Origin of the sequence: Vibrio sp. Y20_XG_PY13 (assembly GCF_024181925.1) — a bacterium.
Classification (GTDB): domain Bacteria; phylum Pseudomonadota; class Gammaproteobacteria; order Enterobacterales; family Vibrionaceae; genus Vibrio; species Vibrio parahaemolyticus.
In genome coordinates, this window is the sequence record NZ_JAMZAL010000001.1 from 66168 (window position 1) to 92900 (window position 26733).

Annotated in this window: 23 protein-coding genes and 1 pseudogene; 12 read left to right on the forward strand and 12 right to left on the reverse strand. The window is 45.2% G+C overall.

Annotated elements, in window-relative coordinates; all coding sequences use genetic code 11:
- Positions 1-87: 87 nt before the first annotated feature.
- Positions 88-1926: a protein translocase subunit SecD gene (gene secD / locus NL646_RS00345; protein ID WP_005373570.1), complete on the forward strand. Its 1839-nt coding sequence runs from the start codon at positions 88-90 to the stop codon at positions 1924-1926.
- A 2-nt stretch (positions 1927-1928) separates the two neighbouring features.
- Positions 1929-2831, forward strand: a complete 903-nt coding sequence (secF, locus tag NL646_RS00350) for a protein translocase subunit SecF (protein WP_005463489.1) — start codon at positions 1929-1931, stop codon at positions 2829-2831.
- Positions 2832-2892: 61 nt separating this feature from the next.
- Here the strand turns inward: secF and NL646_RS00355 are convergent, their stop codons facing one another.
- Both NL646_RS00355 and NL646_RS00360 read right to left on the reverse strand, forming a co-directional pair.
- Positions 2893-3159 (reverse strand): hypothetical protein, encoded by a 267-nt coding sequence (locus NL646_RS00355; RefSeq protein WP_005477321.1) that lies wholly within the window; start codon positions 3157-3159, stop codon positions 2893-2895.
- A 16-nt stretch (positions 3160-3175) separates the two neighbouring features.
- The gene (locus NL646_RS00360) at positions 3176-3796 is read right to left on the reverse strand and encodes a LysE family translocator (RefSeq protein ID WP_253663691.1); all 621 of its coding nucleotides are present in this window, start codon (positions 3794-3796) and stop codon (positions 3176-3178) included.
- 740 nt (positions 3797-4536) lie between these two features.
- On the opposite strand from NL646_RS00360, the gene NL646_RS00365 reads away from it, so the two are divergent.
- The 4 genes from NL646_RS00365 to phaC all read left to right on the forward strand — a co-directional run bounded on the left by NL646_RS00365 (position 4537) and on the right by phaC (position 8732).
- On the forward strand, positions 4537-5277 hold the full coding sequence (locus tag NL646_RS00365; protein WP_005477336.1) for an SDR family oxidoreductase: 741 nt from the start codon (positions 4537-4539) through the stop codon (positions 5275-5277).
- A gap of 12 nt (positions 5278-5289) precedes the next feature.
- Positions 5290-6498: an acetyl-CoA C-acetyltransferase gene (locus tag NL646_RS00370; protein WP_031792325.1), complete on the forward strand. Its 1209-nt coding sequence runs from the start codon at positions 5290-5292 to the stop codon at positions 6496-6498.
- 44 nt (positions 6499-6542) lie between these two features.
- Positions 6543-6890: a phasin family protein gene (locus tag NL646_RS00375; protein WP_005398278.1), complete on the forward strand. Its 348-nt coding sequence runs from the start codon at positions 6543-6545 to the stop codon at positions 6888-6890.
- Positions 6891-6956: 66 nt separating this feature from the next.
- Positions 6957-8732, forward strand: coding sequence for a class I poly(R)-hydroxyalkanoic acid synthase (gene phaC, locus NL646_RS00380; RefSeq protein WP_253663692.1), 1776 nt, complete (start codon positions 6957-6959; stop codon positions 8730-8732).
- Between the two features lie 168 nt (positions 8733-8900).
- Here phaC and NL646_RS00385 read toward each other — a convergent pair whose 3' ends face one another.
- The 6 genes from NL646_RS00385 to napF form a co-directional block, all read right to left on the reverse strand.
- Positions 8901-9035 carry a TIGR02808 family protein gene (locus tag NL646_RS00385; protein ID WP_005463497.1) on the reverse strand — a complete coding sequence of 45 codons (135 nt, stop codon included), beginning with the start codon at positions 9033-9035 and terminating at the stop codon, positions 8901-8903.
- Between the two features lie 11 nt (positions 9036-9046).
- Complete coding sequence (locus NL646_RS00390) at positions 9047-9625, reverse strand: NapC/NirT family cytochrome c (protein WP_005463498.1); 579 nt, start codon at positions 9623-9625, stop codon at positions 9047-9049.
- A gap of 28 nt (positions 9626-9653) precedes the next feature.
- The gene (locus NL646_RS00395; protein ID WP_011106440.1) at positions 9654-10109 is read right to left on the reverse strand and encodes a nitrate reductase cytochrome c-type subunit; all 456 of its coding nucleotides are present in this window, start codon (positions 10107-10109) and stop codon (positions 9654-9656) included.
- Between the two features lie 78 nt (positions 10110-10187).
- Entirely contained in the window at positions 10188-12677 is a 2490-nt protein-coding gene (gene napA, locus NL646_RS00400) for a periplasmic nitrate reductase subunit alpha (protein WP_005463500.1), read from the reverse strand.
- The gene (locus NL646_RS00405; protein WP_005463501.1) at positions 12674-12982 is read right to left on the reverse strand and encodes a chaperone NapD; all 309 of its coding nucleotides are present in this window, start codon (positions 12980-12982) and stop codon (positions 12674-12676) included. Before NL646_RS00405 ends, napA begins: the two co-directional genes overlap by 4 nt.
- Positions 12983-13021: 39 nt before the next feature.
- Positions 13022-13507 carry a ferredoxin-type protein NapF gene (napF, locus tag NL646_RS00410; protein WP_021484288.1) on the reverse strand — a complete coding sequence of 162 codons (486 nt, stop codon included), beginning with the start codon at positions 13505-13507 and terminating at the stop codon, positions 13022-13024.
- Between the two features lie 247 nt (positions 13508-13754).
- On the opposite strand from napF, the gene narQ reads away from it, so the two are divergent.
- Together narQ and NL646_RS00420 are read left to right on the forward strand one after the other, a co-directional pair.
- Complete coding sequence (gene narQ / locus NL646_RS00415; protein WP_005477087.1) at positions 13755-15491, forward strand: nitrate/nitrite two-component system sensor histidine kinase NarQ; 1737 nt, start codon at positions 13755-13757, stop codon at positions 15489-15491.
- Positions 15478-16110: a response regulator gene (locus NL646_RS00420; protein ID WP_005485085.1), complete on the forward strand. Its 633-nt coding sequence runs from the start codon at positions 15478-15480 to the stop codon at positions 16108-16110. The genes narQ and NL646_RS00420 overlap by 14 nt, the downstream gene beginning before the upstream one ends.
- A gap of 96 nt (positions 16111-16206) precedes the next feature.
- Here NL646_RS00420 and NL646_RS00425 read toward each other — a convergent pair whose 3' ends face one another.
- Positions 16207-16380, reverse strand: a complete 174-nt coding sequence (locus tag NL646_RS00425; RefSeq protein ID WP_005463506.1) for a hypothetical protein — start codon at positions 16378-16380, stop codon at positions 16207-16209.
- A gap of 261 nt (positions 16381-16641) precedes the next feature.
- On the opposite strand from NL646_RS00425, the gene NL646_RS00430 reads away from it, so the two are divergent.
- Entirely contained in the window at positions 16642-17505 is an 864-nt protein-coding gene (locus NL646_RS00430) for a DUF6279 family lipoprotein (protein WP_025790827.1), read from the forward strand.
- 291 nt (positions 17506-17796) lie between these two features.
- On the forward strand, positions 17797-19026 hold the full coding sequence (gene pepT, locus NL646_RS00435; protein ID WP_025790828.1) for a peptidase T: 1230 nt from the start codon (positions 17797-17799) through the stop codon (positions 19024-19026).
- A 96-nt stretch (positions 19027-19122) separates the two neighbouring features.
- Here the strand turns inward: pepT and NL646_RS00440 are convergent, their stop codons facing one another.
- Complete coding sequence (locus NL646_RS00440) at positions 19123-19587, reverse strand: dCMP deaminase family protein (protein WP_005485131.1); 465 nt, start codon at positions 19585-19587, stop codon at positions 19123-19125.
- Between the two features lie 404 nt (positions 19588-19991).
- Here NL646_RS00440 and vmeY point away from each other — a divergent pair, with 404 nt between their 5' ends.
- Together vmeY and vmeZ are read left to right on the forward strand one after the other, a co-directional pair.
- Positions 19992-21119: a multidrug efflux RND transporter periplasmic adaptor subunit VmeY gene (vmeY, locus tag NL646_RS00445; RefSeq protein WP_005485167.1), complete on the forward strand. Its 1128-nt coding sequence runs from the start codon at positions 19992-19994 to the stop codon at positions 21117-21119.
- Between the two features lie 8 nt (positions 21120-21127).
- The gene (gene vmeZ, locus NL646_RS00450) at positions 21128-24280 is read left to right on the forward strand and encodes a multidrug efflux RND transporter permease subunit VmeZ (RefSeq protein ID WP_140050863.1); all 3153 of its coding nucleotides are present in this window, start codon (positions 21128-21130) and stop codon (positions 24278-24280) included.
- Positions 24281-24391: 111 nt separating this feature from the next.
- Here the strand turns inward: vmeZ and NL646_RS00455 are convergent.
- Together NL646_RS00455 and arfB are read right to left on the reverse strand one after the other, a co-directional pair.
- A pseudogene (locus NL646_RS00455) lies at positions 24392-26160 on the reverse strand (methyl-accepting chemotaxis protein).
- 101 nt (positions 26161-26261) lie between these two features.
- Positions 26262-26675 (reverse strand): alternative ribosome rescue aminoacyl-tRNA hydrolase ArfB, encoded by a 414-nt coding sequence (arfB, locus tag NL646_RS00460; protein WP_005463517.1) that lies wholly within the window; start codon positions 26673-26675, stop codon positions 26262-26264.
- Positions 26676-26733 lie beyond the last annotated feature (58 nt).

A 26733-nucleotide genomic window follows, 5' to 3' on the forward strand; every position in this document is an offset into this window, starting at 1 on the left:
ATACCCTGAATTTATTCTGGGAGCATCTGTCGTGTGTTAAGCCTTGTTATTAAAAGCTTCACTTCATCGTGAAGGGATGATGTTTACATGAAAAAAACACCAAAGCAGCAAAAGAACAGAAAGCTGATGAATCACTACTCAGCTTGGAAATATGTCGTATTAATCACGACGGTCATTATCTTAACTTTAAGTGCGATCCCAACTTGGTTTGGCGAACAGCCTTCTATCCAGTTGACGTTTGCGGATCAAAACAACAGTGAAATGTCGGTTGTTCATCTGAATCAACTGCTAAAAACCAACCATATTTCAGCCGACAAAATCATCGAAAAAGACGGTAAAACAACCATTGTATTCGATGGTGAAGATGCGCAAAGTAAAGCTCGTGCGTTGTTAAACAAAGAGCTAAATAAAGACGACAGCATCACTTTCTCATACGTATCGGTTGCGCCAGAATGGTTGAATGAGATGGGCTTTAGCCCAATTAAACTCGGTCTTGACCTTCGTGGTGGCGTTCAGTTCTTGTTGAATGTTGATGTGAATAAAGCGTTTGAAGAGCAACGTGATGCGTTGATTGATGAAATCAAAGCGAATCTACGTGATCAGCGTGTTCGTGGTGTGCAAGTTCGAGCAGAAAGCGGCAACCGAATTACGGTAAACAGTGACAGCGAGCAAGCATTGTCGGAAGTGAACAAGTTCTTGCGTCAAAACTACCCTGGCTGGATTTCAAAAAGTTCATCTCGTGGCTTTGTGCTTGAACCGAGTGAACAAAATATCCAAGAATTTCAATCCTCGACTCTTCAACAAAACTTGAAGATCATGCGTGGTCGTATTGAAGAACTTGGTATCACAGAAGCACTAGTGCAACGCCAAGGTAAAGAGAGCATTCGAATTGAACTCCCTGGTGTACAAGATCCTGCTCAAGCGAAAAACGTTATTGGTGCAACAGCAAGCTTGGCGTTTTATGAAGTGAAAGATGCAAGCCAAGCACACAGCAGCCAAGATCTTGTTCTTCAAGACAATGACGGTCGTACTGTGATTTTGGCAAAACGACCAGTCCTAACGGGTGAGCACATCGTAAACGCTCGTGCTGGTGTCGACAAAATGGGTATGTCAGAAGTAAATATTTCTCTTGACCACGCTGGTGGTAAGAAAATGAGTGACTTCTCAGCAACTCACATCGGCAAGCCAATGGCGACCGTTTACCGAGAGTACAAGACAAACGATCGCGGTGTAACCGAGCGTAGTGAGCGCGTTATCAGCGTCGCGACTATTCAATCTCAACTTGGTAGCCAGTTCCGTATTACCGGAGCAGGTAGCATGGACGATGCGCAGCAGTTAGCGCTATTGCTTCGTGCGGGTTCACTAACTGCGCCGGTTACTATTGTGGAAGAGCGTACTATCGGTGCTTCTCTGGGTGCAGAAAACATTGAAAACGGTTTTGCAGCACTGGCTTTAGGTATGGGTTTAACACTGACCTTTATGGCACTTTGGTACCGCCGCTTAGGTTGGGTAGCAAACGTGGCGCTTTGTGCCAACATGCTTTGTTTGCTTGGCCTAATTGCTTTGCTACCAGGTGCGGTGTTAACGCTTCCTGGCATTGCAGGCTTAGTGTTAACCGTCGGTATGGCAGTGGACACCAACGTTATTATTTTCGAACGTATTAAGGACAAAATGCGTGAAGGCCGCAGCTTCGCTCAAGCGATTGATCTGGGATTTGACAGCGCGTTCTCGACCATCCTTGATGCCAACATTACTACTATGATCACCGCCGTGATTCTGTACGCCATCGGTAATGGCCCAATCCAAGGCTTTGCCTTAACACTCGGATTAGGTTTGTTAACCAGTATGTTTACAGGCGTATTTGCCTCTCGAGCAATGATCAATTTAATTTGGGGCCGCGATGCCCGTCGTGATGTGAGGGTTTAATCATGGTCGAAATGCTAAAACAAAATATTCGTAAAATTCGCTACTTTACTACGCTAGTTTCGATCATTTTGACGGTGATCGCGTTAGTCGCTCTAGGCTTTAAAGGGTTGAACCTCGGCTTGGATTTCACTGGTGGTATGGTGACAGAAGTAAAGGTAGATAAGCAGCTAACTAACCATGATCTGCTTGACGTACTGCAACCAAAACTTGGTGAGTCAACATCAGTAACACGTTCTGGTGAAGATGGTCGTTGGGTGATCCGTTACTCTGCGCCGGAAGAAGGGCAGACATTACCAAGCGTGGCAGATGTACTTAAGCCAATCTCTCACCAAGTTGATGTTGTCAGCAACAGTATTGTTGGTGCTCAAGTTGGCCAAGACTTGTTTGAACAAGGTGGCTTAGCACTGTTGATTTGTGTGTTGAGTATTCTCGGTTACTTGTGTTTCCGTTTTGAGTGGCGTTTGGCAAGCGGTTCACTGTTTGCTTTGGCCCATGATGTGATCTTAGTGCTTGGCTTCTTTGCAATTACTCAAATGGAGTTCAACTTAACCGTTTTTGCTGCTGTGCTGGCGATTTTAGGTTACTCATTGAATGACTCGATCATCATTGCAGACCGAATCCGTGAGCTGTTGATTGCGAAGCAGAGTTGGAAAACAGAAGACATCAATGACCAAGCTGTTATCGCGACGTTTTCACGCACCATGGTTACATCTGGTACAACACTGATCACCGTTGGAGCATTGTGGATTATGGGAGGAGCGCCTTTGGCTGGTTTCTCAACCGCGATGTTTATTGGTGTTCTGTCTGGTACATGGTCATCGATTTCGATTGGTACCGTGCTGCCAGAGTGGTTGAAACTGGAGCCGAAACATTATCTGCCTGTTGAGATCGACGCTGCGCCATAGCATCGTTCTTTTAAGGTAAAAGTGCTTGCGCCACTCATTTTGAGTGGCGCTTTTTTTGTGCTTATTTCACGCGCATCAGACGATGTTTTACCCGTCCCAAATCGAACTCTAAGATCTGTGAGCGCTTCATTGCTTCGACTTTATTCAACATCGACTCTTGGTAGCCTTTTTTCTTCATCCACTGAAGAGGCTCAGAGAAAGCATCTTCATTAACGACATAAGACTCGCCTTTATGCTCTCCTGCATAGACGTTCACAACCCAAATTCGGGCCTGAAAATCTAGTACTTCACTCATCACTTGCGTGAACTTTTGAAAGAGGTTTTTCATTACTTTTAGTTCCGCTCTAACTCACAAACAGCCAAACACCAACGCCCATCATCAACGTGCCTGCGAAACGGTTCATCAAACGTACATTTTTTGATTGGCCTAAAACACGTTTGAGCCCTTTACCGCCTGTCGCATACAGTGACATACAGATGAACTCGAACAGCAGAATGATCGAGACTAAAACCATGAGCTGTGGCGCTAGGGCTTTGCTCTGGTCGATGAATGGAGGCAAAAGTGAGATCATAAATGCCCAACCTTTAGGGTTCGCGATGGCGGTAACGAAGCCCTGCAGAACCAAATTCCAGTTACCTTTAGGTGTTGAAGTTGAGTTCTCCAAATTGATCGCGAGTTTGCCTCGAGATCGCCACATTTCGATGCCTAAATAGAGCAAGTACGCACCGCCGCTAAATTTGAGGACGGTAAACAGCCACGGATAATTGAGCATAACTGCGGCGATGCCGAGTACAGCAGAGATGGAAACCAGAGCGACTCCAGCGAGTTCCCCAATCATCATCCACAGAGTCCGGCGATAGCCGACACTCATTCCCAATGTGAGTGCCAACGTCATGCACATTCCTGGAGTAATCGAGACGAAAAAGAAAGTGGGGATGAACATACTGAGCAATGCAAGATTCATATCTGTTGATGACTTAGTGATTAAAGAGAAGCCACAAAGATAGTGCAAAGCGAGAAAGGATGCTACTACAAAGCGAACGGTTGCTTTTTGTGCTAGTTAGCTGATGTTATTCGGATATTTAAAATTAAAATGAAATTATATTTTAATCTCTGCGTCATAATAGTGCGTATTGCACCAGTATGAGACAAACTCTTATATCGTTCTTCGATTAAATATATTTAATTGTTTATATTTTTTTCGTTGTTTATTTTCATTGTTTTAAATAGCCATATTGATAACTAAATTGTCATTAAATGCAGTAATTAAATGATATGTTTGATAATTGTCTTTACTGATATTTGAATTATTATTCTAATCTTGTTTTTGCCATAATCATTTAGACTTAAAATTCAGATCTTAAATCATGACATAATGTAACGTCTGCTGTTCTGTATGTAATCATTTGATATATAAAGATTATTTTACCGTATTGATAGGCTGGTGTTTCAAGTAAGTACTATTAAAAACAATGAGTTATGAAGAGTTAACCATTTTATAACATTTCATGTGTAATGAGATCTAAATCAATCTTATGCAAATGGATTAGTTTTTTATTTGAAATGTAATATTTCTAGGTTAACTTAAAATAAAAGGCAGCACAGGATTGGTTGTCAAAAGAATAAATAAACACGTCAGTTGGTGAACTATTTCATCAGTGTATTAAGTTTGCTTTTTAAATGCCGTTAAGAATGGAGTCTTCAATGAAGAAAGTCGCTTTGATCACTGGATCAAAAGGCGGAATTGGTTCTGCTATTTCCTCTCAATTAGTCAATGACGGTTACCGTGTAATCGCTACTTATTTCACAGGTAACTACGAATGTGCGCTGGAGTGGTTCAACAGTAAAGGTTTTACCAAAGATCAGGTTCGCCTTTTTGAGTTGGACGTAACAAACACCGCTGAGTGTGCAGAGAAGTTAGCGCAATTGCTTGAGGAAGAAGGAACCATTGATGTTGTTGTCAACAACGCAGGTATCACACGCGATGGCGTGTTTAAAAAGATGACTGCGCAAGCTTGGAATGATGTCATCAATACCAACCTCAATAGTCTATTCAACGTTACGCAACCCCTATTCGCAGCAATGTGCGAAAAAGGTGGTGGTCGTGTCATCAATATCTCTTCAGTCAATGGTCTAAAAGGGCAGTTTGGTCAAGCAAACTACTCGGCGGCGAAAGCTGGGATGATCGGTTTCTCTAAAGCCTTGGCATACGAAGGCGCTCGCTCGGGTGTGACGGTCAATGTTATCGCTCCGGGGTACACAGGTACGCCAATGGTTGAGCAAATGAAGCCAGAAGTGTTGGAATCCATCACGAACCAAATCCCAATGAAACGCCTTGCGACACCAGAAGAAATTGCAGCATCAGTGAGCTTCTTGGTCAGCGATGCGGGCGCCTATATCACCGGTGAGACTTTGTCGGTGAACGGCGGCCTATACATGCACTAAGGAGATAAGATGATGGAAAAAGTATTTATCGTAGCGGCGAAGCGTACCCCAATCGGCGCTTTTGGTGGCAGCCTAAAAAATACCTCAGCTGGCGATCTGGCAGCAGTAGCGATTAAGGGCGCGTTAGAAGCAGCAAAGTTGGCTGGCGACAAGGTTGACGAAGTGATTGTCGGCAACGTTGTTGGTGCAGGTCAAGGCATGGGTGTTGGCCGCCAAGCGGCATTGTTTGCTGGGATTCCCGAATCTGTTCCTGCATACGGCGTAAACATGGTTTGCGGTAGTGGTATGAAAACGGTCATGGACGCAGTTTCTCATATCCGTAGTGGCGATGCAGAGGTCGTTGTTGCGGCGGGTGTTGAGGTCATGTCTCAGATTCCGTTTGCCGCACCAAGCAGCATTCGTGATGGCAACAAAATGGGCAATCTGGAGCTGAAAGATCTGCTCGTAGCGGACGGTTTAACCGACGTTTACAACCAATATCACATGGGTGTGACGGCAGAAAACGTAGCAAAAGAAATCGGCCTAACTCGTCAACAGCAAGACGAATATGCGTTGTCGAGCCAACAGAAAGCGGTTGCCGCTATTGAAGCAGGTAAATTCAAAGACGAAATTGTGCCAGTGGAAGTGCAACAGCGTCGAGAAACCGTACTGTTCGATACCGATGAATACCCAAAAGCGAACGCAACAATGGAAGCTTTAAGCAAGCTGCGTCCTGCTTTTGACCGCGAAGGCACAGTGACTGCGGGTAATGCGTCGGGCATTAACGATGGCGCGAGTGCGATTATCGTTGCGTCTGAAAGCGCAGTTAAAGCGCACGGATTAACGCCGCTTGCTGAGATCGTAAGCTATGCGCAATCGGGTCTTGATCCGAAAATCATGGGCTTAGGTCCAGTTGAATCGGTCAATAAAGCACTCGCAAAAGCGGAACTCACAGTAAACGACATCGACGTTTACGAGTTAAACGAAGCATTTGCAGCGCAAGCACTTGGCGTGATTCATCAGTTGGCGGAAACCAACCAAGTTCCAGTTAATGCGATTCAAGATAAAGCGAACTTTAACGGCGGTGCTATCGCGCTAGGTCACCCGCTTGGTGCATCGGGCAATCGAATTTTAGTGACGCTTGTTCACGAGCTTCATAAACAAAATGGTCAATATGGTGTTGCTTCACTTTGTGTGGGCGGCGGCATGGGCACGGCTGTGGTTGTAAAAGCAGTTAAGTAATTATTTAAACGGACATTTTTAATTCTTTCTCTAGGAGATAAACCATGTACACTGATTTTTTCAAAACATTTAGCGATCAAACTGAAAAAAATCTAGAACCTTACTTGAAGTTCAACAAGCTAGTGACAAAAAACGTAGAAGTGTTGACTGAGCTTCAACTGAACGCAATTCGCACTTACAGCGAAGTGGGTCTAAACCAGATGAAAGCAGCGTCAGAAATCAAAGACGTGACATCACTAACTGCTTTCAACAGCCAACAGCTAAGCGTGCTTACTAAGCTTTCTCAGCAAATGATGGATGACAGCAACAAGCTTCAAGCCATTGCAAAAGAGTTCAAAGAAGACGTTGAGAAAATGACTTCGGAAAATCTAAAGACTGTTACTCCTGCGTAATTTGTCCGATTCTCGCCGCCCCTAGATTTGGGCGGCGTTGTTTTTTCCGAATATAGGAGTAAGACTATGTTTCAACACTTCTTTTCGGACTATCTTGTGAAGCTTCAGGAAACCAATCATCAGTGGTGGCATGATTTCGAAGTGAACAAGGCAGTCGTGAACTCTCCTTTAAACAAGGCCATGCAAGAAGTGAACTTTGAGGATACTGCCAAACTGTTCGAACAAGCTGCGAATCAGCCTGCTGCGATTTTAAAGCTGCAAGCACAGTGGTGGGAACAACAACTGCAAATTTGGCAGAATGTTGCATTGGCGGGGAATCAAGCACAAATCATTGAAGCTGAAAAAGGGGATAAGCGTTTCTCAAACGAAGCGTGGCAAAATGAAGCCATGTATAGCTTCATCAAACAATCCTACCTTTTATTCAGTAAGACCTATCTTGATACCATCGAGTCTTTGGAAGGCTTAGACGAAAAGACGAAAGAACGTATTATTTTCTTCTCTCGCCAAGCCATTAACGCACTTTCTCCTTCCAACTTCATCGCAACTAACCCAGAGCTTTTGAAGCTGACACTTGAGCAAAACGGCCAAAATCTACTGGCTGGCTTAGAGCAGTTGAAAGAAGACGTTGAGTCGAGCGCAGACATTTTAAAAGTGCGTATGACGAACAACAACGCTTTCCGAGTGGGTGATGACGTTGCGACAACCGCTGGCGATGTGGTGTTTCAGAATGAGTTGTTTGAGCTTATTCAATATCGTCCGTTAACAGAAAAAGTCAATGCGACACCATTGCTTATCGTTCCGCCTTTCATCAACAAATACTACATTCTTGACCTCACTGCGAAGAACTCGATGGTTCGCTGGTTGCTTGAACAAGGCCACAGTGTGTTCATGATTTCTTGGCGTAATCCAGGTAAAGCGCAAGCGCATGTTGAATTTGGTGATTACGTTACTGAAGGCGTTGTGAAGGCGGTTTCTGTGATTGAAGAAATCACAGGGCAAGAGCAAATCAACGCGGCAGGTTACTGCATTGGTGGTACGGTTTTAGCGAGCACTGTTGCGTACTATGCAGCAAAACGTATGAAGAAGCGCATCAAATCGGCGACGTTCTTCACAACGCTTTTGGATTTCTCTCAACCGGGCGAAGTCGGCGCGTACATTAACGACACAATCATTAGCGCTATCGAGACGCAGAACAACGCAAAAGGTTACATGGATGGTCGTTCACTGAGCGTAACATTCAGCTTGTTGCGTGAAAACAGCTTGTACTGGAACTACTACGTCGACAATTACTTGAAAGGTAACAGTCCGGTTGATTTCGACTTGTTGTACTGGAACAGCGATAGCACCAACGTTAGTGCCGCGTCTCATAATTTCTTGCTTCGCGAGCTCTATCTAGAGAACAAACTCGTGCAAGACAAAGGCGTTAAAATTGGCGGAGTGTGGATTGATCTCAACAAGATCAAAATTCCTAGTTATTTTGTGTCGACGAAAGAAGATCACATCGCGCTTTGGCAAGGCACATACCGAGGTGCATTGCACACTGGCGGCAATAAGACCTTTGTATTAGGCGAATCGGGCCATATTGCTGGTATTGTTAACCATCCTGCTAAAAACAAATATGGCTACTGGTTAAATGACACTCTTGATGACTCAGCTGATGAGTGGTTGAGCAATGCAGAACACAAAGAAGGTTCTTGGTGGACGCATTGGAACGAATGGTTATTGCAATACAACCCGCAAGAGCAGGTTGAACCATTCCCTGTGGGCTCAGAAAATTACCCAGTGATTGACGAAGCGCCAGGACAATACGTTAAGCAAGTTCTGCCAGTGAAAGAGTCTTAAAACTCCCTATAGCAGTAATCTTTAGCGGCCTACATGGTCGCTTTTTTTATGGTTGGATAAGCTGCCATTACACTATAAACAAAAAAGCGCCGAGCATTTGCTCGGCGCTTAGTGTCAACAAAATAGGCAATAAAAAGTTGACGGGGTAGAGATGAACTAACCTTGCGGTTAAACCTCTTTATCCTTACCTAGTGAGAGTAGCCATAAAGAGACTGCTGCTACTCCTACAAAGCCGGAAAGAATAATCACTGGCATTGCACTGTATCCAAGGATATGCCAAATCACAGATTCTAAAGTACTCATGGTTTGTCTCCTTATTGCCAGCCTTCAACGCCACTCATGTCAGGCAGCTTGTGAGCAATACCTTTGTGACAATCTACACAGGTCTTGTCGCCAGAAGCTAACGCTGTTGAGTGTTGAGCCGCCGCACGCGAGCCCTGCTGTGAGTAGTCCATGTAATCAAACTCGTGACAGTTGCGACACTCTAGAGAGTCATTCTTCTTCATACGAGCCCATTCGCGCTCGGCTAGATGGCCACGACGAGCTTGGAACTTCTCTGGTGTATCAATGGTGCCAAGAACGTAGTGCGCAAACAGTTCTTTTGACGCTTGAACTTTACGTACGATCTTATCTGTCCATTCATGTGGTACGTGACAGTCAGAACAGATTGCACGAACGCCTGAACGGTTAGAGTAGTGGATCGTCTCTTGGATTTCTTTCACGATAGGTGCGTGACACCCAGAACAGAATTCTTCCGTGTTCGTTGCTTCCATACCCGTGTTGAATGCGCCCCAAAACAGAAGACCACCGGCAAAGCCTAAGAATAAAACCACACCAGCGGCAGCTTTACTTGGGTTCTTCAGCCTCTTCCAAAACGCTTTAAGTATTTTCATAAATGACCTCTTAGTACTTGCGTTTCAACTACTGAAGTGAATCAACTGACTGGAATTCATTTTCCACTAGCGGTTTCGCATTGGTTTGTGGAACGTGACATTGCAGACAGAAGTAACGACGAGGAGAGACATCAGCAAGTACTGCATCTTGGCGGTTTACATAGTGCGTTACACTGATTTTTGTTGCGCCAGACTCTTTCGCGTTTTTCCAGCTATGACATGCAAGACACTTGTTTGCGTTCAGTGACACTTCGTAGCTACGGATGCTATGTGGAATTAACGGTGGCTGATAAACAAAGCTGTCTTCAACGATTTGGTCTTTCGGAAAATCTTTAAATTCGTCTGCAGGGCGAGTGTCTTCCAGCTGAGTCATTCCACGTAGCGACTCAAGGCCACCTGTGCCTCCTGGATTGTCCAACTCTGCTTGCGCAATGCCTGTTACTAATGCACCTACAGATAAAAGTGCGACAAGTAATTTTTTCATCATTTCATCTCCGCCTATATGGCTTAAATTCTTTATGAGGCCGCCGCTATGACGGCCTTTACGTTCGTGATTTGACGGTTAAGCAACCTTGGTGATTTTGACTGGACACTTCTTAAAGTCTGTCTGTTTAGACAGAGGGTCAGTCGCATCAAGGATTAGCTTGTTGATCAAAATACGAGCATCAAAGAACGGTACGAATACCAAGCCTTTTGGCGGACGGTTACGACCGCGCGTTTCAACGCGAACGCGTACTTCGCCACGTTTGTTCGCGATAACCACTTCTTCACCGCGACGTACGTTGCGCGCTTTCGCATCTTCTGGGTGCATGTAACACACCGCATCCGGTACTGCTTTGTACAGCTCAGGTACACGACGAGTCATGGTACCAGTGTGCCAGTGCTCAAGAACACGGCCTGTACATAGCCATAGGTCGAATTCTGAATCTGGCACTTCTGGTGGCGCTTCGTACGGTGCAGAGATGATCTTCGCTTTACCGTCGGCATTGCCGTAGAAATCCCAACCAGAACCTGCTTTCGCGTATGGGTCCGAGCCTTCTTTGAAGCGCCACTGTGTCTCTTTACCATCAACGACTGGCCAGCGTAGACCGCGTACGGTGTGGTACACATCGTATGGTGCTAAGTCGTGACCATGGCCGCGGCCGAACGTTGCGTATTCTTCAAACAGACCTTTTTGAACGTAGAAACCGAAGTGGTGCGAATCGTCGTTCAGTTCACGAGCCTCTTCAAGCGGGAACTTGTCAACTTGGCCGTTTTTGAACAGCATGTCGTACATGGTTTTGCCACGGTACTGAGGCGCTTTCGCTAGAAGTTCTTCTGGCCACACTTCTTCCATTTTGAAGCGTTTAGAGAACTCCATTACTTGCCATAGGTCAGACTTAGCGTCGCCTACCGTGCCTACTTGTTGGTACCAAGCTTGAGTACGACGTTCTGCGTTACCGTAAGCGCCTTCTTTTTCAATCCACATCGCTGTTGGAAGGATAAGGTCAGCCGCTTGAGCGGTAGCCGTTGGGTATGGGTCAGAAACAACGATGAAGTTTTCTGGGTTACGGTAGCCAGGCAGACGTTCAGTGTTGATGTTCGGACCAGCTTGCATGTTGTTGTTACATTGAACCCAGTAACAGTTCAGTACGCCATCGTTCAGCATACGGTCTTGAAGTACCGCGTGGAAACCAGGTTTTGGTGGAATCGTGCCTTCAGGCAGTTTCCAGATTTTTTCTGCGATTTGGCGGTGTTTAGGGTTAGCAACCACCATATCCGCAGGTAGACGGTGAGCAAACGTACCAACTTCACGAGCTGTACCACACGCCGATGGCTGACCAGTTAGTGAGAATGGGCTATTACCCGGAGTAGCGATTTTACCGGTTAGAAGGTGGATGTTGTAAACCAAGTTGTTCATCCACACGCCGCGAGTATGTTGGTTCATACCCATTGTCCAAAGTGACATTACTTTCGTGTTTGGATCGGCGTATTGCTTCGCAAGCTCAATCAGTTTTTCTTTCTCAACACCCGAGATCTCAGACGCTTTCTCAACCGTGTATGGCGCTACAGACTTCTTGTACTCTTCGAAAGAGATTGACGTCAGTTTGCCTGAGTTAGGGTTTTTCGCGGCTTTTTGTAGCGGGTCGTCGTCACGCAGACCGTAACCGATGTCGGTGTCTGCTTGAGTAAAGTTCGTGTGCTTGTTCACGAAATCCCAGTTGACTGCATCGTTTTCGATGATGTAGTTCGCGATAAAGTTAGCAATCGCAAGGTCAGACTGTGGGTTAAAAATGTAACCGTGATCTGCCAACTCGAATGAACGGTGGTAGTAAGTTGAAAGTACGTTTACGCGAACATGAGGGTGGCTCAGGCGACGGTCAGTAATACGAGTCCATAGTACTGGGTGCATTTCTGCCATGTTCGAACCCCAAAGCACGAATGCATCAGCGTTCTCGAAGTCATCGTAACAGCCCATAGGTTCATCGATACCGAAAGCACGCATGAAACCTACTACCGCAGACGCCATACAGTGACGCGCGTTAGGGTCAATGTTGTTAGAACGGAAACCGGCTTTCATCATTTTCGCCGCCGCGTAACCTTCCATTACAGTCCATTGGCCAGAGCCAAACATACCAACGCTAGTTGGGCCTTTTTTCTCTAGAGATGCTTTCCATTTTTCTGCCATCGTATCGAATGCAACGTCCCACGAAACCGGCGTAAACTCGCCATCTTTGTGGTATTTGCCGTCTTTCATACGAAGAAGAGGTTGAGTCAGACGGTCTTGACCGTACATGATCTTAGAAAGGAAGTAGCCTTTGATACAGTTTAGGCCTTTGTTTACTGGTGCTTCTGGGTCACCCTGAGTAGCAACGACTTTGCCGTTTTGAGTACCAACAAGAACAGAACAGCCTGTACCACAAAAACGACAAGGCGCTTTGTCCCATGTGATTTTGGTTTGATCAGAGCTTGCAATCAGGTTCGCTGCAGATGCTGGTAGTGTAATACCTGCGACAGCAGCAGCTGATGCAGCCGCGTTTGCTTTCACAAACGCACGTCTTGTCATTTTCATACTTCACCCTCGATTTGGGAATGTTGTGTTCCAGTGTCTTCTTCATCCGTTTCTTCAAGCGCAGTTTCGATTTGGTGATAAACCAACACTGTGCTCAAAACATTCGGTAAATTGTTAATGGCATCGATAGTGTCTGTGATGAAACCTTGGTTTTCGGTTTCAAGCACCACAACGATTTTGCCTTCTGGACTGTCTCCGTAAATTTCCGCGTTTTCATACGTTTCAATTTGCGTCTTAATTTCATCCAGATGCTCAGGCAGCACGTGCACTACTAAACTTGAAATATGCACTTCATTTAGTGACATATAGCTCTCTCATTTATTGCCATTTACCGTATATACGGCTTAGGCTGTTATATTGCTCACATTGATGGATGAAGTTGGGCACACAGAAACACATGCGCCGCAGCCGTTGCATTCATCAAGGTTTAAATTGGGTTGTGCTACTTTTCCCAGTTCTAACTTGAACTGGATTGCCATTGGGTCGCACATGTCCCCACAGCTTCTGCATTCGACATTTTGCTTTGCTAAACAGCTATCACTAATTACTGCTTTTGCGTGCCAAGGTTGCTCGGTTTCTGCTAAAAAGAGCGGCTCTGGACAAACATCTGCGCATTGATAGCAAAACGTACATTCATCAATAGAAAAATCGACTGAAGGGAATCCGCCGTCACTTTTGGTTATAATTTTCGTTTCGCAGGCGTCAATGCACTTTCCGCAACGAGTACAACCATCCGTGAACTGTTCTGGTCGGGCTAACCAAGGTAGGCGAACGGCGTTATCGGTATGCGTTTTTCTTGCAAAGAGTCTTCTTCTGGAAAGGTCTACCACTTAGTCACCTCGAAACTTGGAACCCAAACTAAGCATAGTCCACAATTTTCATTAATAAACTGTCATTAAAGCTAACGAAATTGTAGTTTTTGACATATTTGTATAAATACCTCTTAGGAGGTAATTGGGATGCAATATTGTTTTGGATCAATAAATTCCATCGCAGGTGATCACATATTGATAAAGTTGAAAGTCAATGGGTTCATTGCGTGTACAAGTTGGACAATTAATAGGCGAGGAACTCTGATTGTTTAAAAATGTGAAAAAGTCAGTAACGCGCACGATTGCGTCCGCGATGCTTCTGATTTTGTTGTTATCAGTAGCAACGACTGGCTTTGCTATTTTTACCCTTGCGTCAAGCCTAAATGACGCAGAAGCCGTCAACGTGGCGGGGTCGATGCGCATGCAAAGTTATCGTTTAGCACACGACATTCAGATTCGATCTGTTGATTATTCTTCACATATTGACGCATTTGAGCACTCTATTTACTCGTCTTCGATGAAAGCACTTCAGCATTGGTCTGTGCCGGAAGACATCACTCACGATTACTATCGCTTAATCATGCGATGGCACGAGTTAAAATCGGTGTTGAGAGGGGAGGACCCAAGCCAATATCAACTCTTGGTCGCGGGCTTTGTTCAGCAGATCGACGACTTTGTGTTTAAGCTGCAAAACTTTTCTGAGCAGAAGCTCATCAACTTAGCTTGGATTGGCGGGTTAGGGCTGGGCGGCATTCTTTGCGCCAGTATGTTTGTTGTCCACTTTATCCGTTTGGAAGTCGTGAGGCCGCTGCGTGCACTAGTATTCGCAAGTGAACGCATTAAAAATCGCTCTTTTGATATCAATTTAGCGGTGTCAAGTGACAACGAAATGGGCATACTCACGCGCACCTTCAATCGGATGGCGACAGACCTCGGTAAGCTTTACCGTGGATTGGAACAGGCGGTAGACGAGAAAACTCGCAAGTTGCAACATGCGAATCAGTCTTTAGAAGTGCTTTATGATTCCTCAAAAGAACTCACAGCATCGCGCATTAATCAGGATAATTTCCAGGCGATTTTGAAGCACATTGCGAGCTTAGAAGGCATTAAAGCGGTAAAGCTTGAAATCGAACAGTTGGGAGAGCCTAATTGGATCCTTACGGAAGGGGAAGAGTGCTGCCATGATTGTGATGATGAATGTCATGCAGAACCTTTAACGTTAGATGGCGAACATCTCGGTTCTCTATATTGGAAAGCAGGCTTACCGTGCCCGAACGAGACGCTAATTGACAACTTTGTACAAATTCTCTCGCGAGCGGTGTATTACAATCGCGCACAGCGTCAAGCAGAGCAAATTTTGTTGATGGAAGAGCGCGCGACCATTGCTCGCGAACTTCACGACTCTTTGGCTCAAGCGTTATCCTATTTGAAAATTCAGGTCGCTTTATTAAAGAGAAGCGTGAAAAATCTTCCTGACGAAAAGGCCATTGCTCAAGCCAATCAAGTGATTGCAGAGCTGGATACGGGCTTGTCGGCTGCTTATACCCAGTTACGTGAGCTGTTAACGACATTCCGTCTGACGATCAAAGAAGGCAGTTTTGGCCAAGCGCTGCAAGAGATGGTCGAAACGCTTAATGAGCAAACAACGGCAGAAATTACGTTGAAAAATAGACTTTCATCGACGGAATTAGATGCGCATCAACAAGTCCATTTACTACAGTTGATCAGAGAGGCGGCACTGAATGCGATTAAGCATGCGCAAGCTGACCATATACATATTCAATGTCTTGATTGTGATGGGAAAGTCACAGTAACCGTCTCCGATGACGGGGTAGGCTTTGAACATCAGGACGAAAAAATTAATCATTACGGTATGACGATCATGCAAGAGCGAGCAGCGAGACTGCACGCCGATCTACAGATTGAAGCATCAATAAACAAAGGGTGCACCGTAAAACTCGAATTCCAACACAGTAAGGAAGTAAACTTTGACAGTGTGTAAAGTAATGCTGGTGGATGATCATCCACTGATGCGACGTGGTATCCATCAACTCCTGAGCTTTGAGCCAGAGTTTGAAGTCGTTGCAGAAGCAAGCAATGGCGCAGATGCAGTCGCAAAAGCGCATGAGCTTGAGCTCGATTTGGTACTGCTAGATCTCAACATGAAAGGCATGTCTGGGCTGGATACGTTAAAAGCGCTGCGAGCTGATGGTTGTGAGGCGAGGATTGTTATTCTGACCGTTTCAGACAGCCCTGCGGATATTGAAGCGATTGTACGCAGTGGCGCGGATGGCTATTTGTTAAAAGATACAGAGCCGGATGAGCTTGTTGAGCTACTCAAGCAGGCCCATCAGGGTGACAAGGCATACAGTCAAGAGGTTGCCAAGTATTTGAGTGAACGCTCTGATCATGAAGATGTTTTTGATTCGCTAACGGATCGCGAAACGCAAATCCTGCGAGAGGTGGCAAGAGGCTTCCGTAATAAGCAGATTGCCGATCGTTTGTTTATTTCTGAATCGACGGTAAAAGTACACATGAAGAGCCTACTTAAGAAGCTTCAAGTACCTTCTCGCACGGCGGCAACGGTACTTTACTTAGAGCGCTTCGGAGATATCAAATAATCATGCTGTCATCGCTGTGTTGCGACCTTATCTTTTGATTATTAAATAATTTTTAGTAAAGCAGAAATGAAAAAACCGCCATTAAAGGCGGTTTTTTCATTTGTCTGGGCGAATAGAATACAAGTCACTGTTGTGCTTGCCGCACTCCAGATAATACTGATGCGCCACCTTTTTATTTTCGGCGACGACGATCATACTGTGCATTTTCCCCTGTTCGAAATATCGAATTTCATATTCTACACTGGTATCAAGTTGCTCAGCGGCTGCCATACTTCGCCTCCATAACCTATCCTAAAATCATCCATGCAAATAATATGCCGTTATAGGGAGCGCTGTTCGGTACAAAAATTGACCGATAAATGCGCTTTAACTCACTTTTTTGCGGATAGTTGTGATCAAAAAGTTAATTTCAAACTCTATATACTATGAGGGTGGCAATGAGCAATTGTCACACTGGCGTAAGTTTGCCGCAATATTAAGTGATACAAGTTGAGTATAGAACTTAATCAATAGAAAAGGGAATACGAATAAGTGATTAAATTATCGAGTTTATCCAATAAAGTTCTTCAATACGGATTCGTGTTCTTGTTGGTTATTTTACTGGCCGGATGTACGAAAAAGTTTCTATATAGCAACATCGATTGGTTTGTTATTGAATATTTAGATGACTACGTATCGCTTAACGATGAACAAGAAACCTTGTTAGAAGAGCGACTATTGCTATTAGCAGATTGGCATAAGAAAGAAGAATTACCGTTATATATCGATCACTTAAAAGAGCTTGAGAATATTAACGCAAACAATATTACTCTCGCGTTTTTGCAGAAAAACCGAGAAAAAATGAAAGCGCACTATGACCGTATTGTGTCGAGATCGGCGCCAGATTTGTTCTCTTTAAGCTTACAACTGACGCCAAAGCAACAACAAGAGTTTTTGCAAAACGTGCAAAAGGACTATCAAGAAAGAAACGCAAAATATGCGGATAAAACCGAAGCAGAGATCAGAGAGATTATTTTAGAGAATACTAAGGAGTGGATGGAAGAATGGATTGGGGAATTGAATAGCGATCAAAAACGGTACGCAAAACAAATTTCCCAGCAAACGATTTTGAATAGTCCACTTTGGCGAAATTATCGCGCTTCAATATATCAAGAGTTGGAATACCTTTTCGAAAATCAGTCCAACAGTGTTGTCTATCAACAAGTATTTATGCAGTTATTGTTCGAGCCGGAAAGCTATTATAGCGAGCAACTATCCGAGAATATCGATCACAACCTTGGGTTAGTGGATCAATTGATGTTAAACGTAGCGAAGTCCATGACCGATAAACAGTGGATCCACTTCCACAATAAAGTCAAAGAATGGCGAGTATTAGCAGAAGAACTCCAAGATTAAACATATTTAAAACAAGTGGTTATCGTTATGTATGCCAGGCTGAGTCGAGACTTTCTGATGAAAAAATGATTCAAAGCAAATTCTTATTGAACTAAGAGCGTAACATGGAGTGAGGTTTATTACGGGCACTAGGCGGCCTCGCATTTAAATAACATTAGGTAGCTGAACTCATCCAGAGTAATTGGAGTTCATTCGTCAGAGCTACCTATGTTCGGCAAACCTTAGTATTGCCGGTTTGTTTGAGTGCGATGCGTAGTCTGGTGTTCATCGCTTAGAACAATGAGAATAAATATGAAGCATTTAGTTGAAAGATTCCTTCGCTACGTCACGTTTGACACCCAATCAAATCCCCATGTTGCCCAATGCCCAAGCTCACCTGGCCAACTCGTTTTTGCAGAGCTGTTGAAACAAGAGATGTTAGATCTTGGTTTGAGCGATGTGACTTTAGATGAACACGGTTACTTGATGGCAAAACTGCCGTCGAATGTTGATTACGATGTTCCACCAATCGGCTTTATCGCCCACATGGATACTGCACCAGATGCGTCTGGTAAGAATGTAAATCCGCAATTTGTTGAAGACTATCAAGGTGGTGATATTGCACTTGGGTTGGGAGACGAAGTGTTGTCTCCGGTTCAGTACCCAGACTTGCACAACCTGCACGGCCACAATTTGATTACCACCGATGGCACAACGTTGCTTGGCGCGGACAACAAAGCGGGCATTGCAGAAATTTTGTCTGCGATCGCGATGTTGATTGAGAATCCAGACATTCCTCATGGTGACATTTGTATCGGTTTTACGCCGGATGAAGAAATCGGTCGTGGTGCAGATTTGTTTGATGTTGAGAAGTTTGGCGCGAAATGGGCATACACTATCGATGGTGGCCCGCAAGGCGAACTTGAATATGAGAACTTCAATGCGGCAAGCGCTGATGTGATTTTCCATGGCGTAAGCGTTCATCCAGGTACGGCTAAAGGCAAAATGGTCAATGCGATGAATTTAGCGGCGCAATTCCAAGTTAAAGTGCCAGCAGACCAAACCCCTGAAACCACCGAAGGGTATGAGGGCTTCTTCCATCTGAAATCGGGAGAACTGGGTATCGCCCGCAGTGAACTTGGTTACATCATCCGCGATTTTGACCGTGAAGGGTTAGAAGAGCGTAAGGCGCTGATGCAAAAACTTGTCGATGAAATGAACGCAGGTCTGAAACACGGTTCTGTCGAACTTAACATTACCGACAGTTACTACAACATGCGAGAAATGGTTGAGCCGTACCCTCACATTATCGAATTAGCGAAACAGGCAATGGAAGCGTGTGATGTTAAACCGTTGATCAAACCGATTCGTGGTGGTACGGATGGCGCGCGGTTATCCTTTATGGGATTGCCTTGCCCTAACATCTTCACCGGTGGTTTCAACTTTCATGGTATCCATGAATTTATCTCTGTAGAGATGATGGAAAAATCTGTCCTTGTGATTGTAAAAATCGCTGAACTTACCGCTAAAAAACACGGTTGATGGAACGTTCACCCACTCAATTCAATTGAATGGGTGACATCGATACAAAAAAGCCCAGACAATTTGTGTGTCTGGGCTTTGTAGTTTTGGGAAGGACTAACGAACGTCTTTATCCTCGAAATTGATGTCGTCTAGCGGTAGCCAATCTACCTCAACACCCGCCTGATCAAACATATCTTGGCTCACTTGGATTTTATCTCCCCAGCGAGATAGAAAGTCTTCAGACTGTTCTGGGCAGTGAACGCGCGAAATACCTGTTTGAATGATCTTTGCAGCGCAGTTTGGGCACGGGAAGTGCGTTACCCAAATGTCACAACCATCCAAATCGCGTTTTGAAAAGAGAATTGCGTTCTCTTCTGCATGCAGAGTTTTTAAGTATTTCAGTTCACGTTCGTCGGTGTCTACACTGTCCGAAACACCGTGTGGATAACCGTTAAAGCCAACAGAAACAATGCGGTTCTGTTTAGTGATCACCGCACCTACCTGCGTTGAAGGGTCTTTACTCCAAGACGCCACCAGTTCAGCCATTTGGTAAAAACGTTTCGCCCATTTAGAAATCATGCTCATCCTCTCGGTCGAAGGCTTTGAATTATCTGAATGATAACCCATTTTTTTTAAAAAAATAGTCGAAATACGAGCATTACAGTGAAAGCGATTCGTTTTCATGGTTAATCGGGGAGAGTTTGTTCAGCTCTAAGCAACAATTCCGCCTTTATTGATGAGTTTATTGGTCAAAATTGGCAAACGAATGAGTCATACATCACATTGATGATTAGAGGTTGCTTATATTGTGGGGTGAATGAAGATCTGAAAATGATTTCAAATGCATCAACTTTATTTCGGCTCGTTTCAATTAATTACATTTAGAAACATTTTACGCAATTTATGTAGGAGAATTCGGAATCTACTGTCTGTAAGGTTAGTGTGTTTTCAACAATATCCTGTTCCATAAAGACGGTAAATACATGCAAAAGAAACCACTTGTCGCATTAATGGCGGCTACAGCTATCCTTGCAGGATGCGGAGAAGCGAATAATGCCCAAAGAGAGAGCCAAGCGCCTCTTGTCGTAACTCAGGATGTCACGGTAATCGACTACCAACCGAGTAAATCATATATCGGTCGCATTGAAGCGGTAGAAGATACCAATATCACAGCACAGATTTCAGGCTATTTACAAGCTCGTCATTTTGAAGAAGGACAAATGGTAGAAAAAGGTCAGCTTCTTTATTCTATTGAACCTTCTTCTTTTGAAGCACAAGTGGCAAGTGCGAAAGCAGCGTTAGCACAAGCAAAAGCTTCGCTTAAAAAGGCAGAGCTTGATCACCAACGTGGTAAAAACCTGCTTCCTCGTGGAAGCATCTCCCAATCGGAATTTGATGCGTTGACAGCAACATTGCTAGGCGCGCGTGCAGAACTAGAAGCCGCGAATGCACAGCTTAAACTTGCAGAAGTCAACCTTTCGTACACGCAAATCCGAGCGCCGTTTAGTGGTCGTATTAGCGACACTAAAGTGAGTACTGGTGATCTGGTTTCTCCATCTTCAGGTGTGCTGACGACGCTCGTGAGCCTAGATCCTGTGCACACTTCGTTTAGCGTCAGTGAACGTGAGCGTTTAGCGATGGGAATGGATCGAATTAAAGGCGATGGTTCGGCCGAGTCGAACGGTGTGGAAGTGCAACTAGAGCTAGAAAACGGCCAGTTTTTCGAACATCTAGGTCAGCTTGATTTCTTGGGTAACCGTATTGATACCAAAACGGGCACGATTGCTATGCGTGCGTTGGTGCCAAACCCAGAACACAAACTGCTTCCTGGCCAGCACATCAAAGTCAACTTACGTGATAAGAACACCCGAGATGTCATCGTCGTGCCTCGTCGTGCGGTGCAAACTGACCTAGAAGGTGACTTCGTGATGGTGACAACGGAAGGCAACGTCGCTGAGCGTCGCAATGTAGAACTTGGCCCGCAAGTCGAGCAGGGCATTATCATTCGCGAAGGTCTTGAGAAAGGTGAAGCTGTTATCACACAAGGTCTACAGCGTGTTCGTAATGGCGTAGAAGTGCGTGTTCAAACTCCAACTGAAGACAAACAGTAGGAGGTCGCATGTTAAGTCGTTTCTTTATACAAAGACCTAAGTTCGCGCTGGTCATTTCGATCATCCTGACGTTGGCTGGTGCCATTTCGCTAGCGATTTTGCCAGTGGCTGAATATCCGCAAATTAGTCCACCGTCGGTTAGCGTAACGGCGTACTACACTGGCGCAAGTGCCGAAGTGGTTGAACAGGCCATCGCCGATCCGATAGAGACATCGGTGAACGGCGTAGAAAACATGATTTACATGTCTTCGAAAAGTGCTAACGATGGTTCGTACAGCTTAAACGTTACGTTTGATGTTGGTACCGACCCAGATATGGCGCAGGTGAACGTGCAAAACCGAGTGTCACAGATTGAGTCAAAACTGCCTCAGGAAGTGCGCATGGTCGGCGTGACGGTGAAAAAGCGTTCTCCTGACCTATTGATGGTTCTGAACTTCTATTCACCAGACGGCAAGTACGATGACCAATTCTTAATTAACTACATCAACTTGAACGTAAAAGATCAGTTGGCGCGCGCGAAAGGCATTAGTGAAGTAAATGTAATTGGTGGTGGTGAATATGCGATGCGCGTGTGGTTGGACCCAGAAAAAATGGCCAACCTCAAGCTAACGACATCGGATGTATATGCTGCTTTAGCGGAGCAAAACGTTCAGGTTGCTGCTGGCCGTGTTGGTGCCGCGCCGTACAATAACCCGCAAGAAGTGCAGTTTAACCTAGTGACGAAAGGTCGCTTAGAAAGTGTGAGCGAGTTTGAAAACGTTGTTCTTCGTGCCAATCCAAATGGCTCTACGGTTTATCTAAAAGACGTTGCTCGTGTTGAACTGGGTAAGAAGTTCTACGATGGTAACGGTAAGTTCCGTGGGCAAGATGCTTCGATTGTCGCTCTGTCACTTCAGTCTGATGCAAACGCATTAGAAAGTGGTAAAGCGGTAATGGAACTGCTTGAACGATTGAGCGAAAACTTCCCTGAAGGTATGACTTACGAAACCAGCTACGACACGACTGTGTTCGTCGCTGAGTCGATCAAAGGCGTGGTAAAAACACTTGTCGAAGCGATTCTACTGGTTATTGCCGTAACCTACCTATTCTTGGGCAGTGCGCGAGCAACGTTAATTCCAGTGGTCGCGATTCCAGTTTCGTTGATTGGTACGTTTGCCATCATGCAAGCGACAGGATTCACCATCAACACGGTAACCTTGTTCGGTTTGATTCTCGCGATTGGTATCGTGGTGGATGACGCGATTCTGGTTATCGAAAACGTTGATACAACGATGGCGAAAGATCCAACCATTTCACCTCGCAAAGCAACATTGCTAGCGATGAAAGAGGTGACTGGGCCAATCATTACCTCAACGTTGGTTCTGTTGGCGGTATTCCTACCTGTTGCGATGCTTCCGGGTATTACTGGCATCATGTATCGTCAGTTCGCATTGACGATCTGTATTTCGGTTGTGATTTCGTCAATCAACGCGCTAACGCTGTCACCGGCTCTTTGTTCATTAGTATTAAAACAAGGTGGTGGCAACACGGCTAACTGGTTCCAAGCATTCAACCGTGGTCTAGAGCGTGTTACTACGCGTTACGGCCAAGTTGCAGGATTCCTTGTTAAGAAATCTCTGTTATTGGTTACGTTCTTCATCGTTGCGGTTGCTGCGGTGTCTTTCTTCGCGAAGACGACATCAACGGCATTCGTTCCTCAAGAAGATAAAGGCATTTTGCTGGTCAACGTTCAGTTGCCTGATTCTGCTTCTCTGTCTCGTACAGAAGAGGTGACGAGCGACTTGATGAAAATGATCGAGGAAGAACCCGGTGTAGATGGCGTAACGGTTGCAAACGGCTTTTCGTTTATGACTGGAGCTGCGGCGTCAAACGGTGCTTCGCTGTTCATCAAGTTGCATGATTGGGAAATGCGTAACTCGCTAGGTGGTGAACATTCTGCCAATGCGATAGCAGCTCGCATCAATGGTCGAGCTGCAATGGAATTGCCTCAAGCTGTTGTGTTTGCGATGGGGCCGCCAGCCGTTCCGGGTATGGGCGCTGCTTCCGGTTTTGAATTTGTATTGGAAGATACGCTAGGTCGTAGCCGCACTGACTTGTCGATGGTGATGGGGGAGATGATTCAGGCAGCAAACCAAGCTCCTGAGATCGCGTACACCTTTAGTACATTCCGTGCGAACGTACCGCATTACTATGTGGATATTGACCGCGAGAAAGCGCAACAACTTGGCATTTCGCTGTCGTCTATCTTCCAAACTTTGCAAGGCAACTTAGGTTCGCTTTACGTGAATGACTTCACCATGTTTGGTAAGAACTTCCGTGTAACCATGCAAGCGGACAGCCAACACCGTAGTGGCATGCAAGATTTGGAACGTTTCCATGTTCGCTCTTCGATGGGGGAAATGGTGCCACTAAGCACGCTAGTCAGCTACGAGCAAGTATTCGAACCTGATGTGGCATGGCGATACAACATGTACCGTAGCGCCATCATTCAAGGCCAGCCTGCTCCGGGTTACTCAAGTGGTGATGCAATTGCAGCGATGGAACGTGTTGCTGCTGAAGTTCTGCCACAGGGCTATACCTACGAATGGACAGGCATGGCGTACCAAGAAGTGCTTGCTGGTAACCAAGCCATTTACGCATTTGCGTTAGCGTTGATCTTCATTTACTTGTTCATGGTGGCGCAGTACGAAAGTTGGAGTATTCCTCTGGCGATCATTTTGGTGGTACCTGTTGCAACGCTAGGCTCCTTCCTCGCGCTGAACTTAACGGGCACGCCATTAAACTTGTACGCTCAGATTGGTCTAGTTCTCCTTATAGCCTTGGCTGCGAAGAACGCCATTTTGATTGTGGAGTTCGCGAAGCAAGAGCGTGAAGAGAAAGACGTTGCCATCGATGACGCAGCCGTAAAAGGCGGTACGCTACGTTTCCGTGCGGTGAACATGACGTCTTGGTCGTTTATCTTGGGGATTTTCCCGTTGATCTTCGCCGCTGGCGCGGGTCATGTGAGCCAAAACTCGCTCGGAGTGTCTCTGATTGGTGGTCTATTGTGTGTGCTTCTTGCGGGTACGTTCTTGATTCCGGGCTTCTATGCTCTGGTACAAAGACAACGTGAGAAGATTCATGGCGGCAATACAAAGCTTGTTCCGCTTGATGATGAATAACTACCGACACGATTTGGGCTGAGCTGATACCGAGCCTAAATAGAAAACAAAAAGCCCGAAGCATTCATTCGCTTCGGGCTTTCTTATTGGATTAACGAATCTACTAGTAGATTACTTTAGGCGAGTCTTAAACTCGGCTACGGCTTCATCCATATCGTGTGCTTGAGCCGATACTGAGTTCACTTCATGCAAACATTCTTGCGCGGAGTGCATGTTGTTTTCAGAGATAACGTTCAGCTCAGTGATTGAGTCGCTAACTTGGTTCATCACAATGCCTTGCTCTTCAATCGCAGAAGCAATGCGCTCTGAGTTGCCTTGAATCGCGTGCATGTCCGTGATGATTTGCTGGAGGCTCGCGTCTAATTGTTCAGATGCACTCAGGGTTTGCTGACCTTGTTCGTTACATTGATCAATATCGGAAACCACCATCGACATCTGCGCTTGGATGTCCATCACCACTCGCGTGATCTCTTCCGTGGATTGATGTGTACGGCTCGCAAGAGCGCGAACTTCATCTGCAACCACGGCAAATCCACGTCCTTGCTCACCCGCACGAGCCGCTTCGATAGCCGCGTTAAGTGCAAGTAAGTTCGTTTGTTCAGCAATGTCTTGAATGATGTTCACCGCACCGCCAATTTTATCGACGTGTTGGTTCAATGAGCCAATAGACTGTTGGCTGTTCGAGAGGATACCCGTCAGCTGACCAACATTCGTCACGGTCATTTCTACGACAGAGCGACCTTGTTCGGCGTTAGTCGCAGCTTGGTGAACACCTTCAACCGCAACCGATGTGCTTTCAGAAATTTCACCGATAGTGGCAACCATCTGCTGCACGGCCGTCGCCATAGAGGCGGTGTGATCAGTCTGTGCGTGGAACTGTTCCATAACACCTTCAAGCTCACGATGCATGTTGTCTGTGCTCGCTGTTAACTGCATCGATTTTTCTTGTGTGTTGTGGATCAAACGCTCTAGCTTTTCGAGCAGATCGTTGAGATGGTGGCTGATATCAAACAGTTCATCCTTACCGGCAAGATCAGAGCGTAAGCCCATGTTATTGCTTTCGCTGATGTTCTTAATCGTTGCTAGCAAGCTGCCAACACGAACGTTGATAGAGCGAGAAATTTGCCAAATCAGCGCAAAAATCACTACTAAGATGAACGCCGTAATGGCTTGCTTGATGCTTGCCATTTTTTCATCGCGTTGGGTTGCGGCAGAATCAATCGATGATGAGAAAGCTGCAAACTGCTCTTCCACGGCGTGAGATAGCGCGCGAGTTTCGCCCAGTAAACCTTTGTTGTAAGCCACACCAATGACTTGTTTTTGAGCTGCAAGTTGTTTCGCTGACTCTAACAGTTCTGAGACGTATAAGTCAGACAGTTTGCTTGAGTCAAATTCGCCCATTTTCACCGCATTATCAAACTGGATAAGAGAAAGGATTTGCTGATGGTCGGCGCTTTTTTTGCTTCAAGTAGCAGGTTTTCGTAACGCGCAAGAATGCCACTTTCTTTGTCTAGGCCATACTTTTGAGAAGCGGAAACTAATGCTTGGAAACCTTTTTGATAAGCGAGTAAATCCTGCTTGAAACGCTGACTTGAGGGTAGGTCGTATCGGTTTAGGATTTGAGCGAGTTCTTTCTCGGTGCTTAAAAACTTATCAACATTACTATCAAATTTATCTAAGTATTTGACATTGCTGCGAAGTAAAAAGTCTTTCTCATTACGTCGCAAGTTGAGTAAGCGTATTTCTAAATCACCGACAAGTTTTACTGCGTGGTTGAGTTCATTGCTCTGATTTGCGAAATGAGATGAGGTACCCAAAAGGGTCACAATGCCTAAAATGGCGATAACTCCGAGGAAGTAGAGTTTTTGCCTAATAGTCATATTGTTGTTTCCTGAATAAGTGACTAAAAAAGAGAAATCCAACCAGATTTCCAAGGGCTAGCAAACGTTGTTCAACTAACATGTCGTGAAAGTGACATGCCTTAATACAGCACCTTTTTACGTTGCTGTTTTTTTGCCCCCTGCTTGTTTTTACTGTCAAGTCGGCGGCGTTGTGAAGCGCGGGTTGGTTTTGTTTTAATGCGCTTCTTATCTTGTAAGGCGGCAGCTTTAATCAACTCTTGTAGGCGATTTAGCGCATCCTCTTTGTTTTTTTCTTGTGTGCGAAACTGTTGCGCTTTGATGATCACCACACCATCTTTAGTGATACGGCTATCAGAAAGTGCAAGTAATCGCTCTTTGTAGAATTCCGGTAAACTTGAATGGTGTATATCGAAGCGCAGATGTATGGCAGTCGCTACCTTGTTAACGTTCTGTCCGCCATTTCCTTGAGCTCTAATGGGCGTTAATTGTATTTCCCATTCTTGAAGTGTGACGGAGTTCGAAATTTTGAGCATGATAAGCAAATGCCGATAAGGACGATTGAAAGAGCTGATAAATTAACACTACAGATGT